Here is a 14,034-nt window from a genome sequence, read left to right as displayed (position 1 = left end):
CCGATTTCTGGCGATGCTGGTCGTTCGCTCAACCTCCATCTTGACCCATTCCCTGCGGGCGCTGTGCACAGCCTCGGGTTAATCCACAGATCGGCCCCGAGGCGTCCTGCGCCGGGCCGGTTGCGGCGGCGGGCGGACCTACGGTCGGCCCATGCGAACAGAACTTCCGGCCGAGCGCCTGCAGCGGCGGCTCCGCGCCGAACCGGATGCCGATGCGGCCGCCGGGGATTCCGGGACGACGTCGGCCGAGGACTCCGCGAACGACGACCAGAACTCGCTGCTGCCGCGCTGGCTGCCCGACGCGTCCGACGATCGGGGCTGGGTGGCGAAGGTGCGCGCCGACCCGGGACGCGCGGGCGCCATCGGGCTGGCGATCGTGGCGGCGCTGGCGGTGCTGGTCACGGTGTTCACGTTGGTGCGCGACCGGCCGGCGCCGGTGATGTCGGCCAAGCTGCCGCCGGTCGAGAAGGTGGCGACGGCGAGCCCGCGCTCCTCGGCGAGCCCCGCCGCCGAACCGGACCACCCGGTGGTGGTCAGCGTCGTCGGCCTGGTGCACACCCCTGGGCTGGTGACGCTCGCGCCCGGCGCCCGCATCGCCGACGCGCTGCAGGCCGCCGGCGGCGCGGTGAACGGCGCCGACACCATCGGACTGAACATGGCCCGACCGCTCGGCGACGGTGAGCAGATTGTGGTCGGTCTCGCTCCCGCTCCGGGACAGCCGACGGCGCTGGGCAGTTCGGTGGCCTCCGGATCGCCGCCCACGTCCAAAGCGCCGCCCCCTCGGCCAGGGTCGGGGCCAGGGTCGGCCAAGCCGAAAGCGGGCGAGGCGGTCAACCTCAACACCGCGACCGTCCAGGAACTCGACGCGCTGCCGGGCGTCGGGCCGGTCACCGCCGCCGCGATCGTGGCGTGGCGGCAGGCCAACGGCAGGTTCACCAGCGTTGACCAGCTCGCCGATGTCGAGGGCATCGGGCCGGCGCGGCTGGAGAAGCTACGCGCCCTGGTCCGTGTCTGAGGGTGCATCACCCCGGGTTGGGTGCCCCGCCCGGCGCCCGAGTCGACGTGCGCCTGGTGCCGGCGGCGCTGACCTGCTGGGCGGTCACCGCCGGCGGGATCTGGTGGCCGATCGGGCGCGCCCTCGCCTGGTGCTGCGTCGTGTTGATCGGCGCCTCGGCGGCGCTGGCGTGGCGCGCGCGAGACCGTCCCGCTGCAGGGGCGCGGTTACGGGCGATCAGCGCGGCGCTCGCGGCGATCGGCGTCGTGGGGGCGGGTTTCGGGTTCGCGATCGCGTTGCGCGCCGACGCGGTCGATCGCCACCCGATCGCCGCGGTGTACGGCATGACCGCCGCGGTCACGGTCACCCCCACCGAGAGCCCGGTGTCGTTGGGTAGCGCCCGGTTGATGTTTCGGGCCACCCTGCAACGCCTGCGGGACGACGAGATCTCCGGGCGGGTGGTCGTTTTCGCGCGCGCCGCGGATTTCGGTGGGCTGATGGTGGGACAACCGCTGCGGTTCAGCGCGCGCATCGGCCGTCCGATGCGGCGCGATTTGACGGTCGCGGTGCTCAACGCGTCGGGCCGGCCGACCATGGGCGCCGCGGGCGCCGTGCAACGGGTGGCGCACGGCGTGCGCAGCCGGTTCTCCGGGGCGGTCCGCGAGGCGTTGCCCGGCGAGCAGGCCGCGCTGCTGCCCGCGCTGGTGCTCGGCGACACCTCGGCGGTGTCCAGCGACACGGGCCGTGACTTCCGCGCGGCCGGCATGACGCACCTGATGGCGGTGTCGGGGGCCAACGTGACGATCGTGTGTGCCGCCGTGCTGTTCTCGGCCCGATTACTCGGCCCCCGGACGGCCGTCGTCCTTGCCGCGCTGGCTTTGGTGGCCTTCGTCATCGTCGTGCAACCGACCGCCAGCGTGTTGCGGGCCGCGGTGATGGGCGCCATCGCGTTGGCGGGAATGCTGTCTTCGCGTCGGCGCCAAGCCATTCCGGCCCTTGCCGCCGCGGTGCTGCTGTTGTTTGCCGTCGCCCCGCAGCTGGCCGTCGACGTCGGGTTCGCGCTGTCGGCGCTCGCCACGGCCGCGCTGATCGTCGTCGCACCGGTCTGGTCGCGGCGGCTGACGGCCCGAGGTTGCCCCAAGCCGCTGGCCGATGCGCTGGCCGTAGCCTGGGCCGCGCAGATCGTGACCGCGCCGCTGGTCGCGGCGATCTCCGGCCGGTTCAGCGTGGTCGCCGCCGCCGCCAACCTCGTCGTGGCGGCCGTGATCGCGCCGATCACGGTGTTGGGCACCGCGGCCGCGGCACTCTGCCCGCTATGGCCGGCCGCCGCGCGGTTGCTCATTCGCTTCACCGGCCCCGAGTTGTGGTGGGTGGCCGGCGTGGCCCGCTGGGCGGCCGGCCTGCCCGGGGCGACGGTGCCGGTCCCGGAGGGCACGCCCGGCACGATGCTCGTCGGCGGTGTGACCGTGCTGGCGATCGTGCTGTGGCGGTGGCGCCCGTTCCGCCTCGTCTCGGGGGTGGCCGCGCTGGCCGGGCTGGCCTGGGCGCTGTCCGGGATCGTCGGTCGGCCGTGACACCATCATGGGGTGAGCGAGGTTTCGCCGTTGCACCTGGTGCTGGGAGATGAGGAGCTGCTGGTCGAGCGGGCGGTGGCCGACGTGCTGCGGTCGGCGCGGAAACGGGCCGGCAACGACGCGGACATTCCGGTCAACCGGATGCGGGCGGGCGACGTCAGCACCTACGAGCTCGCCGAGCTGCTGAGCCCCTCGCTGTTCGCCGACGAACGCATCGTCGTGCTGGAGGCCGCCGGCGAAGCGGGCAAAGACGCTGCCGCAGTGATTGTTTCGGCCGCGACCGACATGCCGGCGGGCGTCGTGCTGGTGGTGGTGCACTCGGGCGGCGGGCGGGCCAAGGCGCTGGCCACCGACCTGCAGAAGCTCGGCGCCCAGGTGCACCCGTGCGCGCGGATCACCAAGCTCAGCGAACGCATCGACTTCGTCCGCAAGGAGTTCCGCGCCCTGCGCGTCAAGGCCGACGAGCAGACCGTGACCGCGATGCTGGACGCGGTCGGCTCCGACCTGCGCGAGTTGGCGTCCGCCTGCTCCCAATTGGTCGCCGACACCGGCGGCGCCGTCGACGCCGCCGCGGTGCGGCGCTATCACAGCGGCAAGGCCGAGGTGAAAGGCTTCGACATCGCCGACAAGGCGGTGGCCGGCGACATCGAGGGAGCAGCCGAGGCGCTGCGCTGGGCGATGATGCGAGGCGAGCCCCTCGTGGTGCTGGCGGACGCCCTGGCCGAGGCGATCCACACCATCGGCCGCGTCGGACCGCTGTCGGGCGATCCCTACCGGATGGCGTCGCAGCTGGGCATGCCGCCCTGGCGCGTGCAGAAGGCCCAGAAACAGGCCCGGCATTGGTCGCGCGACACGGTGGCCGCGGCGATGCAGGTTGTCGCGGCGCTCAACGCGAACGTCAAGGGGGCGGTGGCGGACGCCGACTACGCCCTGGAATCCGCGGTCAGGCAGGTTGCCGAGCTAGCCGCCCAGCGCAGCCGCTGAGGCCGGGCCTCAGAGCTTGTTGAGGGCCTGCGCCAGCGCCGACTTCTTGTTGGCGGCCTGGTTCTTGTGAATCACGCCCTTGCTGGCGGCCTTGTCCAGCTTGCGGTTGGTCGACACCAGCAACTCGGCGGCCTTCTCCTTGTCGCCGGCGCTGGTGGCCTCGCGGAACGCGCGGACGGCGGTGCGCAGCGACGACTTCACCGACTTGTTGCGCAGGCGAGCGCGCTCGTTCGTCTTGTTGCGCTTCTGCTGCGACTTGATGTTGGCCACGCTCGAGTTCCTTCTTCGATCAGACGTTTGGTTGGGGCGCCGGAAATCACCACAGCGATTGCCCAGGTTATCAGTGAGTTACGTTTTCTCCCAAAACGGGAACACGTCGGCTGCCAGAACATCGATTTGAGGCAGCATCTGAACAGTGAGTCTGACGAACCAGCTTGAGGAGACCAGGCGGGGTTTTCGCGCTGCGCGTTCTGAGCGGATTTTCGGTGGATACAACACATCCTCGGACGCCTACGACATGGCCTTCGACGAGATGTTCGACGCCCAGGGCGCCGTTCGTGGCCCCTACAAGGGCATCTACGCCGAACTTGCGCCGTCGGACGCCTCGGAGCTCAAGGCTCGCGCCGAAGCGCTCTCGCGCGCGTTCCTCGACCAGGGCATCACCTTCTCTTTGTCGGGCCAGGAGCGGCCCTTTCCGCTGGACTTGGTGCCGCGGGTCATCTCGGCCGCCGAGTGGGCCCGGCTCGAACGCGGCATCACCCAGCGGGTCAAGGCGCTCGAGATGTACCTCGACGACATCTACGGCGACCAGGAAATCCTCAACGACGGGGTGATCCCGCGCCGGTTGGTCACCTCGTGCGAGCATTTCCACCGCCAGGCGATGGGCATCGTCCCGCCCAACGGCGTCCGGATCCACGTCGCCGGCATCGATCTGATCCGCGACGAAAAGGGCAATTTCCGGGTCCTCGAGGACAATCTGCGCTCGCCGTCGGGCGTCTCCTATGTAATGGAGAACCGCCGCACCATGGCCCGCGTCTTCCCGAACCTGTTCGCCACGCATCGCGTGCGTTCCGTCGACGACTACGCCTCCCACCTGCTGCGGGCGCTGCGCAACTCCGCGGCCACCAACGAGGCCGACCCGACGGTGGTGGTGCTGACCCCGGGCGTCTACAACTCGGCGTATTTCGAGCATTCGCTGCTGGCCCGTCAGATGGGTGTCGAGCTGGTCGAAGGGCGCGACATGTTCTGTCGCGACAACCAGGTGTACATGCGCACCACCGAAGGGGAGCGCCAGGTCGACGTCATCTACCGGCGCATCGACGACGCCTTCCTGGACCCGCTGCAGTTCCGCGCCGACTCGGTGCTGGGGGTGGCCGGCCTGGTCAACGCCGCCCGCGCCGGAAACGTCGTCATCTCCAGCGCGATCGGCAACGGCGTCGGCGACGACAAACTCGTCTACACCTACGTGCCCACCATGATCGAGTACTACCTGGGCGAGAAGCCGCTGCTGGCCAACGTCGAGACGCTGCGCTGCTGGCTCGACGACGAACGCGAAGAGGTGCTCGACCGGATCGACGAGTTGGTCCTCAAGCCGGTCGAGGGATCCGGCGGCTACGGCATCGTGTTCGGCCCGGAGGCCTCCGACAAGGAGTTGGCCGCCGTCGCCAAAAAGATCCGCGACGATCCGCGCAGCTGGATCGCCCAGCCGATGATGGAGCTTTCGACGGTGCCGACACAGGTCGGCAGCGCGCTCGCCCCCCGCTACGTCGACTTGCGTCCGTTCGCGGTCAACGACGGCAACGACGTCTGGGTGCTGCCCGGTGGCCTGACCCGGACCGCGCTGGTCGAGGGATCACGGGTGGTCAACTCCAGCCAGGGCGGCGGCTCGAAGGACACCTGGGTGTTGGCGTCGCGGGCATCGGCCGGCGACCACGAGCTCGAGGCGGCGGAGGTGGTGCGGGCGCTGCCGACCTCCATGCCCGACCCCATGCTGGACGACTCGCCGCGGCTGGCCTCGCAACAGCCGCAACCCACCGAACGGCCCGTGCGCGAGCAGCTCGAACAGCAGCAGCAACAGCGGGCGGTGTTCGATGCTGGCACGTAACGCCGAGGCGCTCTACTGGATCGGGCGCTACGTCGAACGCGCCGACGACACCGCGCGGATTCTGGACGTTGTCCTGCACCAGTTGCTCGAGGATTCCAGCGTCGACCCCGATCAGGCTTCGCGCCTGCTGCTGCGGGTGCTCGGCATCGATCCACCGGATCATGAACTCGACGTGTGGTCGTTGACCGATTTGGTGGCCTACAGCAAAAACGCCCAGGGCGGCTGCTCGATCGTCGACGCCATCACCGCGGCCCGCGAAAACGCGAAGTCGGCGCGGGAGGTGACGTCCAGCGAGATCTGGGAGTGCCTCAACACCACCTACCACGCCCTGCCCGAACGCGAGCGCGCCGCCAAACGCCTTGGGCCGCATGACTTCCTGTCGTTCGTGGAACGGCGGGCGGCGATGTTCGCCGGGCTGGCCGACTCCACGCTGTCGCGCGACGACGGGTATCGCTTCATGGTCTTGGGTCGGGCGATCGAGCGCGTCGACATGACGGTGCGCCTGTTGCTGTCGCGGGTCGGAGACAGCGCCTCGTCCCCGGCCTGGGTGACGCTGCTGCGGTCGGCGGGCGCGCACGACACCTATCTGCGCACGTATCGCGGTGTGCTCGACGCGGGGCGGGTGGTCGAGTTCATGTTGCTCGACCGGCTGTTTCCGCGTTCGGTGTTCTACTCGCTGCGGCTGGCCGAACACAACCTCGATGAACTGGTCCGCAATCGGCAGAGCCGGATCGGGGCGACCGCCGAGGCCCAGCGGTTGCTGGGGCAGGCCCGCAGCGAGTTGGAGTTCGTCCAGCCGGGGGTGCTGCTCGAGACGCTGGAGGGCCGGCTGGCGGGCCTGCAGCGCACCTGCCGCGACGTCGGGGAAGCCTTGGCGCTGCAGTACTTTCACATCGCGCCGTGGGTGGCGTGGTCGGACGCCGGTCAGCGCCCCCGACTGGTCAGCAGGAAAGAGGACGGCTGATGTGGCGGCTGCGGGTGGTGCACACCACGGGGTACGCCTACCAGTCACCGGTGACCGCCTCCTACAACGAAGCCCGGCTGACGCCGCGGTCGAACAACCGCCAGAACGTCATCCTCAACCGCGTCGAAACCATCCCGGCAACCCGGTCCTACCGCTACATCGACTATTGGGGTACCGCGGTGACGGCGTTCGATTTGCACGCGCCGCACACCGATCTGACGGTGATGTCCTCTTCGGTCGTGGAGACCGAACGCGCCGAGGGGCCGGCCACCGAGGCGGGCTGGGACGACCTGCGCTCGGATGCCGTGATCGATCGCTTCGACGACCTGCTCCGCCCCACCGGGCACGCCCCGGCCAGCAAGCGGGTGGCCTCGGTGGGCAAGAAGATCAGCAAAACCCACGCGCCGGCCGAAGCCGTTGTCGCCGCGGCCCATTGGGTGCGCGACGAACTGGACTATCTGCCGGGAACAACCAGCGTGCACTCGTCGGGGCTGGACGCGCTCAAGGCGGGCAAGGGTGTCTGCCAGGACTTCGTACACCTGACGCTGATGTTGTTGCGGGGCATGGGGATTCCCGCGCACTACGTTTCGGGATACCTGCATCCCAAACGCGACGCCGTCGTCGGGGACACCGTGGAAGGGCGCAGTCACGCCTGGATCGAGGCGTGGACGGGCGCCTGGTGGAGTTATGACCCCACCAACGACACCGAGATCACCGAGCAGTACGTCGGCGTGGGTGCGGGTCGCGACTACGCCGATGTTTCCCCGTTGAAGGGCATCTACTCCGGGGAGGGCGCCACCGATCTCGACGTGATCGTGGAGGTGACCCGGCTCGCCTAGCGGCCGGTATGCACCGCTATCGTGACGTGCGGTTGGCGTTGATCTCCTCGTGGTGCGCCATGGTCCATTGGGCCAACGAGATCACCAGCGGTAGCAATGTCCGCCCCAGTTCGGTCAATTCGTACTCGACTCGCGGTGGCACCTCGGCGTAGGCCGTGCGGTCGACCAGGCCATCCTCGACAAGATGCTTGAGCGTCAGGGTGAGCATTCGCTGCGAGATGCCTTCCACGGCCGCCTCCAGCGCACCGAACCGCATTGGCCCGTCACGCAACGTGCCGATTACCAGCAGGCTCCACTTGTCGCCGATGCGATCCAGGACCTCCCGGACCGCCCCGCCCTCGGGTATCCGTGGCGTCTTTCGTGTGACGTTGGTCATAGCGAGGTCTCCGTCCTGGATACATACACCGATGTGCCTTATGCGGCCGCCCCAGCGCTGACACACGATGTGGCTACGCACAAATGGTAAGGATTCGGGATCATCGTGAACATTGCACTGTGGGCCGTGCAGGGTCTACTCGCATTCGTCTATCTCGTCGCGGGCGGGCTCAAAGTCCTTCGGCCGCGCGAACAACTCGTAGCGTCGGGCCGGCTCGACTGGATGAAGGACCACTCGGACGCCGCGGTCAAGGCCGTCGGCGCGGTCGAGATCGTCGGCGCGCTCGGCGTGATCCTGCCCGAGGCCACCGGAATCGCCCGCATCCTGACCCCGATCGCTGCGGTGGGTCTGGTCATCGTGCAGATCGGCGCGATGCGCGTGCACCTGACGCGTAACGAGCGAGAACCTCTGCCCATCAACGTGATTCTCCTGCTGCTCGCGGCTTTCGTCGCCGTCGGCCGATCCGTGAGTTGAGCCCTCCGCGAGGGTGCCGCTGTCCTCTCGCCCGACGCGCTCGGTAGCCCGACGCAGAGGCGCCGAAGGCGAGCGGGTGCGCGATACCGTTTGGCAATGAACGGTATCCGCGAAACCGGGGCCCACCCCGAGGCGAACCGCCCCCACCGCGGGCCGCCCCTTACGGCGCTGTCCCTGCTGTGCGTCGGGCTACTCTTCGGGGGGATCGCGATCGGCGTCGGGATCGGCGGTGTCATGCCGTTGCCGTACGGCCCCGTCGGCGCGGTGGCCGCGTACGTGCGGGCCCAGCCAACCGCCGTGCGCGTCATGGCCGTTGCGACGTTCGCGTCGGCGGTCCCGCTGGCGGTCTACGCGGCGACGGCCGCCGCGCGGCTGAGGCAACTCGGCGCCGGCCGCGCGGCGGCCGCGATCGCGCTTACGGCCGGCGCCTTGGCCGCCGGCGCGCTCGGCTTGGCCGGCGCGCTGGGTTGGGCGATGTCGTGGCCGGAAGTCAGCGCCGACACCGCCGTGGCGAGAGCGCTGTACTTGCTCGTCTTTCTCACCGGCGGCCCGGCCCACATCGTGGCGTTGGGCCTGTTGGTGGCCGCGATGGCGGCGCCCGGGGGAGTGCTGCCCGGCCCGCTCGCCCGGGCCGGCCTGGCGACCGCCGTCCTCGCCGAATCGGCGGCCGGCGTTTTGATCTGGCCCGCGCTGGGGGTGCTGTTGCCGGTCGCCCGGGTGGTGGCGCTGACCTGGCTGGTGGTGGCGGGCGTCGCGATTACCCGTGCGGCGCAACACGATTCGTCGTCCCGGTAGGGCGTCAGGTGGGCGCGTCGACCTGAACCCGGTGCAGGTCGTCGCCGAGCTCGATGCGCCCACCGAACTGCTCGGCGGCCAGCGCCCGCCACTGCTCTTCCTGGCCGGGCACCAGCGCGGGCACGTAGTGCGTCATGACCAGGGTGCCGACGCCCGCGCGGGCGGCGGTCGCCGCCGCCTCTTCCACCGAGGAGTGGTAATCGCAGATGTCGACGAGCCGCTGCTGCGGGATGGCGGCGACGATGTCCTTGCGGATCACGGTGTGCACCAGGGCGCCGGCCCCGGCCGCGAGCTCGTCCAGGCTCGCGCACGGCACGGTGTCGCCGGCCAGCACCACCGATGCCCCCTCGTATTCGATGCGGAACCCGATGGTCGGGGCCACCGGCCGATGATCGGTGGCGCCGACCCGGATCGATACGCCGTCGCGGTCCCACACCGGACCGTCGGTGTATTCGTGGACCTCGACGGCCGGCGGCGCATTCAGATCGGCGTGATGGGCGATGCGGTAGCCGATGTCGTGGTGAAACGCCTTCAGCGTCGCCTCCACCAGTTCCGCGGTGCCGGGCGGCCCGATGATGGGCAGCGGCGCGGGATCGGGGGTGAAGGTGCTGATCCACCGCGTGATGAGGACGTCGCCGAGGTCGCCGACGTGATCGCTGTGAAGGTGGGTGAGGAGCAGCGCCGACAAGCCGGCCGCACCCACCCCGACCGCCGCCGCCCGCTGCAGCACCCCGCGCCCGCAGTCCGCCAAAAACACCTGCCCGCCGGCCCGCACGAGGGTCGACGGCCCGGCCCGGTTCGGGTCGGGGATCGGACTTCCGGTGCCCAGCAGAGTGACCTCGATCATGGCCCTATCTTGCAGGTCCCCTCGGTTTGCGGTGGCCCGATCGAACGATCCGGCCGGCCGGCGGCGCTTGGACACGATCTGTGTGCAGGTTCTCGTGGTGGCTTTTCCGCCGCGCGAGTTAGCCGTAGCCTGATGTGAAGCGGATCACAAACCCGGCTGGAGGCCTTAATGCGGATTGCGGACGTCTTGCGGAACAAGGGCGCGGCGGTGGTGACCATCAACCCGGACGCGACGGTTCGTGAGCTGCTGGCGGGTCTGACCGAGCAGAACATCGGCGCCATGGTGGTGGTCGGCGACGAGGGGGTCGTCGGCATCGTGTCGGAGCGCGACGTCGTGCGCCAGCTCCACACTCATGGCGCCAGCGTGCTGTCACGCCCGGTCTCCAAGATCATGACCAGCATGCTGGCCACGTGCACGAAGGCCGACACCGTCGATGCGATCAGCGTGCTGATGACCAAGAACCGGGTGCGTCACGTGCCGGTGCTGGACGGGAAGAAGCTGATCGGCATCGTCAGCATTGGTGACGTGGTGAAGACCCGGATGGAAGAACTCGAGGCCGAGCAGCAGCAGCTGCAGTCCTACATCACCCAGGGCTGACTCGGCGGGGGCTTGCTCAACCCGCCGGCCCCGCTCGCCGAACGTGCAATCAGGGCGAAAATTCGGCGGTTTTCTCGCCGTGAGTGCACGCTCGGCGAAGTGCCAGGGCTCGGCGGAACGGCCGACTCAGCGCCACGAGTAGTCGGCGCGCAGCCGCGCCGCCACCACGTCGAAGATCTCGCGGTCCAGGATCGCGCCCTCGCGGCGGATGCCCTCTTCGGGCACGTCGAGCACGCGGTCCAGCCGAACCCAACTGGATCGTCCCTCGTAATCCCAACTGCCCGAGCCGATTCCAACCCACTCCGGATCGGCGGCGTGGCGCTCCTGGCTGGAGACCATCAAGCCCAGCAGGGTGCCGCGGTCGCGTCCGACGACCAGCACGGGCCGGTCCTTGCCCCGGCTGGGATCGTCCTCGTAAACCACCCACGTCCAGACGATCTCGCCGGGATCGGCCCGGCCGTCCAGGCTCGGCGCGTACACGAGTTTGCGGGCCCGCTGCGCGGTGGGCCGGCTGTTGCTGGTCACCGGCCGGCCCGCGACCGTCGTGTCGGACGGTGGCGGCGCCGCGGCGGCGATGACGTTCGCGGTGATCCGCACGGCCTGTTGCAACTCGCGCAGGACGGTCTGGGAATTCTGGACGTGCCGGGCCAGCCGCGGGGCCCCGTTGAACACCAGATTCTCGGCAAACCGCTGGAACGTCTTCCACTGCGATTTCCGGGCAGACGCCATATTCGCAGCATAGACGCGAGCAACCGGGGGCGACTGTGTCCAAGTAGGTCCGGGCGACGCTGCATAGATACGCTGGACATGCCCGCGAACCGCCAGTAAAGCGGCCGCGCCGCGCCCATCACGTTTGAAGTAGACCAGGAGATTCCCATCAGCAGTTTCGCCGACAAGACCTTCACCGCGCCGGCGCAGATTCGGAATTTCTGCATCATCGCCCACATCGATCACGGCAAGTCGACGCTGGCCGACCGGATGCTGCAGCTCACCGGCGTCGTCGATGAGCGCTCGATGCGCGCCCAGTACCTGGACCGGATGGACATCGAGCGCGAGCGCGGCATCACCATCAAGGCGCAGAACGTCCGGCTCCCGTGGAAAGTCGACGACGAAGACCATGTCCTGCACCTGATCGACACCCCGGGCCACGTCGACTTCACCTACGAGGTGTCGCGCGCGCTGGAGGCCTGCGAGGGCGCGGTGCTGCTGGTCGACGCCGCCCAGGGCATCGAGGCGCAGACCCTGGCCAACCTCTACCTGGCGCTGGACCGTGACCTGACCATCATCCCGGTGCTCAACAAGATCGACCTGCCGGCGGCCGACCCGGACCGCTACGCCGGAGAGCTCGCCCACATCATCGGCTGCGGGCCCGACGACGTGCTGCGGGTGTCCGGCAAAACCGGCGAGGGAGTGGCCGAGCTGCTCGACGAGGTGGTGCGCCAGGTGCCGCCCCCGCAGGGCAAGGCCGACGCGCCCCTGCGGGCGATGATCTTCGACTCGGTCTACGACATCTACCGCGGCGTGGTGACCTACGTCCGGGTGGTCGACGGCAAGATCACACCGCGCGAACGCATCGCGATGATGTCCACGGGCGCCACGCACGAACTGCTCGAGGTCGGCATCGTCTCGCCCGAGCCGAAGGCCAGCGAGGGCCTGGGCGTGGGCGAGGTGGGTTACCTGATCACCGGGGTCAAGGACGTCCGCCAGTCCAAGGTGGGTGACACCGTGACGACGGCCAAGCGCGGCGCCGCCGAAGCGCTGACGGGATACCGCGAGCCCAGGCCGATGGTCTACTCGGGGCTGTATCCCGTGGACGGTTCGGACTATCCGGTTCTGCGCGACGCGCTGGACAGGCTGCAACTCAACGACGCGGCCCTGACCTACGAGCCGGAGACGTCGGTGGCGCTGGGCTTCGGATTCCGTTGTGGCTTCTTGGGTTTGCTGCACATGGAGATCACCCGGGAGCGCCTGGAGCGAGAGTTCGACCTGGACCTGATCTCGACGTCGCCCAACGTCGTCTATCGCGTGGTCAAAGAGGACAACACCGAAGTCGTCGTGACCAACCCGTCGGACTGGCCCGAAGGCAAGGTCCGCACCGTCTACGAGCCGGTGGTGAAGACCACCATCATCGCGCCCAGCGAATTCATCGGCACCATCATGGAACTGTGCCAGTCGCGCCGCGGCGAGCTCGGCGGGATGGACTACCTGTCACCCGAACGCGTGGAGCTGCGCTACACCATGCCGCTGGGCGAGATCATCTTCGACTTCTTCGACTCCCTGAAGTCACGCACCCGCGGCTACGCCAGCCTCGACTACGAGGAGGCCGGCGAGCAAGAGGCCCAGCTGGTCAAGGTCGACATCCTGTTGCAGGGCGAGGCGGTCGATGCGTTCAGCGCGATCGTGCACAAGGACGGCGCCTCGGCCTACGGCAACAAGATGACCACCAAGCTCAAAGAGCTGATCCCACGCCAGCAGTTCGAGGTGCCGGTCCAGGCGGCGATCGGATCGAAAATCATTGCGCGCGAAAACATCCGAGCCATCCGCAAGGACGTGCTATCCAAATGTTACGGCGGTGACATCACCCGCAAGCGCAAACTTCTGGAAAAGCAGAAGGAAGGCAAGAAGCGGATGAAGACCATCGGGCGGGTCGACGTACCGCAGGAGGCGTTCGTCGCGGCGCTGTCCGCGGACGCGGCGGGGGACAAGGGCAAGAAGTAGCCATGCGGATACTCAAAGCGGCGGCGACGCTCGCAGCGCTGGCCACGCTGGTGACAGGATGCGGCGCGGTCGTGAACGGAACGGCGAAGCCGGCACCGAACCTGAAGCTGCGTCCGCTGAGCGGCGCGACGGTCAGCAAGGTGCTGCTCGACGGCGCGATGCTGTCGCGGATGCTGGACCAGACGCTGATCTCCCGCGAGCCGGCGCAAGTCGGCGGCCCCGAGAAGCTCTACCAGGTCAAGCGGTCGACGTCGCAGGCCGGTTGCCTGGGCGTGACGGCGATGCTGCAAAAGAGCGTGTACCGCTCAGCCCAGGTCCAGGACGTCGCCTCGGTGTCGTGGTGGAACAACGGCGAACCGGCGCAGGTGATCACCGTGATGGAGGGCGTGGTCACGCTGCCTTCGGCCGCGCAGGCTCAGGCGTTGTTCGCGCAGTTCTCGCAGCAGTGGCAGCAATGCAACGGCATGACGACCTCGGAACAGACCGGCCCGATCAGCACGACGAACGTCATCAGCGATGTCCGCGGCACCGCTACCACCATCGCGGCGACCAAAACCGCCACCTCGGTGCTGCCCAACATGCCCGCCCTGCGGCCCACCCCCCAGGCGCGGGCCATCGGTATCCGGTCGAACTGCCTCGTGGAGGTCGAGGTGGTCTTCTTCGGCGGGCGGCGATCCACCGACCCGGGATCGGCCAACGTCAACAGCAGCGCGCTCGACATCGCGCGCGCCATGATGGACAGGGTCAACGCCCTGAGCTGAGGTCGGG

The 14,034-nt window shown here is 69.1% G+C and carries 15 protein-coding genes; 11 read left to right on the top strand and 4 right to left on the bottom strand.

Going from position 1 to position 14,034, the window contains the following annotated elements; translation table 11 throughout:
• Positions 1 to 151 precede the first annotated feature (151 nt).
• The 3 genes from QGN30_RS19730 to holA are packed head-to-tail and all read left to right on the top strand — an operon-like array spanning position 152 to position 3,552.
• Positions 152 to 1,015, top strand: a complete 864-nt coding sequence (locus tag QGN30_RS19730) for a ComEA family DNA-binding protein (protein WP_014379698.1) — start codon at positions 152 to 154, stop codon at positions 1,013 to 1,015.
• Between the two features lie 47 nt (positions 1,016 to 1,062).
• Complete coding sequence (locus QGN30_RS19725; protein WP_014384185.1) at positions 1,063 to 2,568, top strand: ComEC/Rec2 family competence protein; 1,506 nt, start codon at positions 1,063 to 1,065, stop codon at positions 2,566 to 2,568.
• A gap of 30 nt (positions 2,569 to 2,598) precedes the next feature.
• Positions 2,599 to 3,552 carry a DNA polymerase III subunit delta gene (gene holA / locus QGN30_RS19720; RefSeq protein ID WP_085977676.1) on the top strand — a complete coding sequence of 318 codons (954 nt, stop codon included), beginning with the start codon at positions 2,599 to 2,601 and terminating at the stop codon, positions 3,550 to 3,552.
• A gap of 9 nt (positions 3,553 to 3,561) precedes the next feature.
• Here the strand turns inward: holA and rpsT are convergent, their stop codons facing one another.
• On the bottom strand, positions 3,562 to 3,822 hold the full coding sequence (gene rpsT / locus QGN30_RS19715) for a 30S ribosomal protein S20 (RefSeq protein ID WP_008255272.1): 261 nt from the start codon (positions 3,820 to 3,822) through the stop codon (positions 3,562 to 3,564).
• Positions 3,823 to 3,967: 145 nt separating this feature from the next.
• Between rpsT and QGN30_RS19710 the strand changes: the two genes are divergently transcribed.
• The 3 genes from QGN30_RS19710 to QGN30_RS19700 are packed head-to-tail and all read left to right on the top strand — an operon-like array spanning position 3,968 to position 7,459.
• On the top strand, positions 3,968 to 5,656 hold the full coding sequence (locus QGN30_RS19710; protein ID WP_014382197.1) for a circularly permuted type 2 ATP-grasp protein: 1,689 nt from the start codon (positions 3,968 to 3,970) through the stop codon (positions 5,654 to 5,656).
• Positions 5,643 to 6,620, top strand: a complete 978-nt coding sequence (locus tag QGN30_RS19705; protein WP_014382198.1) for an alpha-E domain-containing protein — start codon at positions 5,643 to 5,645, stop codon at positions 6,618 to 6,620. Before QGN30_RS19710 ends, QGN30_RS19705 begins: the two co-directional genes overlap by 14 nt.
• On the top strand, positions 6,620 to 7,459 hold the full coding sequence (locus tag QGN30_RS19700; RefSeq protein WP_095763023.1) for a transglutaminase family protein: 840 nt from the start codon (positions 6,620 to 6,622) through the stop codon (positions 7,457 to 7,459). The genes QGN30_RS19705 and QGN30_RS19700 overlap by 1 nt, the downstream gene beginning before the upstream one ends.
• A 16-nt stretch (positions 7,460 to 7,475) precedes the next feature.
• Here the strand turns inward: QGN30_RS19700 and QGN30_RS19695 are convergent, their stop codons facing one another.
• Positions 7,476 to 7,835 carry a winged helix-turn-helix transcriptional regulator gene (locus tag QGN30_RS19695; RefSeq protein WP_225330814.1) on the bottom strand — a complete coding sequence of 120 codons (360 nt, stop codon included), beginning with the start codon at positions 7,833 to 7,835 and terminating at the stop codon, positions 7,476 to 7,478.
• Between the two features lie 105 nt (positions 7,836 to 7,940).
• On the opposite strand from QGN30_RS19695, the gene QGN30_RS19690 reads away from it, so the two are divergent.
• Positions 7,941 to 8,309, top strand: a complete 369-nt coding sequence (locus QGN30_RS19690) for a DoxX family protein (RefSeq protein WP_036396759.1) — start codon at positions 7,941 to 7,943, stop codon at positions 8,307 to 8,309.
• A 96-nt stretch (positions 8,310 to 8,405) separates the two neighbouring features.
• Complete coding sequence (locus QGN30_RS19685; protein WP_248913591.1) at positions 8,406 to 9,104, top strand: hypothetical protein; 699 nt, start codon at positions 8,406 to 8,408, stop codon at positions 9,102 to 9,104.
• Positions 9,105 to 9,108: 4 nt separating this feature from the next.
• Here QGN30_RS19685 and QGN30_RS19680 read toward each other — a convergent pair whose 3' ends face one another.
• Positions 9,109 to 9,951, bottom strand: a complete 843-nt coding sequence (locus tag QGN30_RS19680; protein ID WP_026071544.1) for a ribonuclease Z — start codon at positions 9,949 to 9,951, stop codon at positions 9,109 to 9,111.
• 168 nt (positions 9,952 to 10,119) lie between these two features.
• Here QGN30_RS19680 and QGN30_RS19675 point away from each other — a divergent pair, with 168 nt between their 5' ends.
• Positions 10,120 to 10,548, top strand: a complete 429-nt coding sequence (locus QGN30_RS19675) for a CBS domain-containing protein (protein WP_008255284.1) — start codon at positions 10,120 to 10,122, stop codon at positions 10,546 to 10,548.
• Positions 10,549 to 10,674: 126 nt separating this feature from the next.
• Here the strand turns inward: QGN30_RS19675 and QGN30_RS19670 are convergent, their stop codons facing one another.
• Complete coding sequence (locus QGN30_RS19670) at positions 10,675 to 11,277, bottom strand: type II toxin-antitoxin system PemK/MazF family toxin (RefSeq protein ID WP_008255287.1); 603 nt, start codon at positions 11,275 to 11,277, stop codon at positions 10,675 to 10,677.
• A 117-nt stretch (positions 11,278 to 11,394) separates the two neighbouring features.
• Here QGN30_RS19670 and lepA point away from each other — a divergent pair, with 117 nt between their 5' ends.
• Together lepA and QGN30_RS19660 are read left to right on the top strand one after the other, a co-directional pair.
• Positions 11,395 to 13,266, top strand: a complete 1,872-nt coding sequence (gene lepA / locus QGN30_RS19665) for a translation elongation factor 4 (RefSeq protein ID WP_080587992.1) — start codon at positions 11,395 to 11,397, stop codon at positions 13,264 to 13,266.
• A 2-nt stretch (positions 13,267 to 13,268) separates the two neighbouring features.
• Positions 13,269 to 14,027 carry a sensor domain-containing protein gene (locus QGN30_RS19660; protein ID WP_009952323.1) on the top strand — a complete coding sequence of 253 codons (759 nt, stop codon included), beginning with the start codon at positions 13,269 to 13,271 and terminating at the stop codon, positions 14,025 to 14,027.
• Positions 14,028 to 14,034 lie beyond the last annotated feature (7 nt).

This window comes from Mycobacterium sp. 3-98, from assembly GCF_035918355.1.
Classification (GTDB): Bacteria; Actinomycetota; Actinomycetes; order Mycobacteriales; family Mycobacteriaceae; genus Mycobacterium; species Mycobacterium intracellulare.
This window is presented reverse-complemented; position numbering and strand designations above follow the sequence as displayed.

Coding starts and splice junctions, on each gene's coding strand:
- QGN30_RS19730 (WP_014379698.1), top strand. CDS start 152: ATGCGAACAGAACTTCCGGCCGAGCGCCTGCAGCGGCGGCTCCGCGCC.
- QGN30_RS19705 (WP_014382198.1), top strand. CDS start 5,643: ATGCTGGCACGTAACGCCGAGGCGCTCTACTGGATCGGGCGCTACGTC.
- QGN30_RS19700 (WP_095763023.1), top strand. CDS start 6,620: ATGTGGCGGCTGCGGGTGGTGCACACCACGGGGTACGCCTACCAGTCA.
- QGN30_RS19695 (WP_225330814.1), bottom strand. CDS start 7,835: ATGACCAACGTCACACGAAAGACGCCACGGATACCCGAGGGCGGGGCG.
- QGN30_RS19685 (WP_248913591.1), top strand. CDS start 8,406: ATGAACGGTATCCGCGAAACCGGGGCCCACCCCGAGGCGAACCGCCCC.
- QGN30_RS19680 (WP_026071544.1), bottom strand. CDS start 9,951: ATGATCGAGGTCACTCTGCTGGGCACCGGAAGTCCGATCCCCGACCCG.
- QGN30_RS19675 (WP_008255284.1), top strand. CDS start 10,120: ATGCGGATTGCGGACGTCTTGCGGAACAAGGGCGCGGCGGTGGTGACC.
- QGN30_RS19670 (WP_008255287.1), bottom strand. CDS start 11,277: ATGGCGTCTGCCCGGAAATCGCAGTGGAAGACGTTCCAGCGGTTTGCC.
- QGN30_RS19660 (WP_009952323.1), top strand. CDS start 13,269: ATGCGGATACTCAAAGCGGCGGCGACGCTCGCAGCGCTGGCCACGCTG.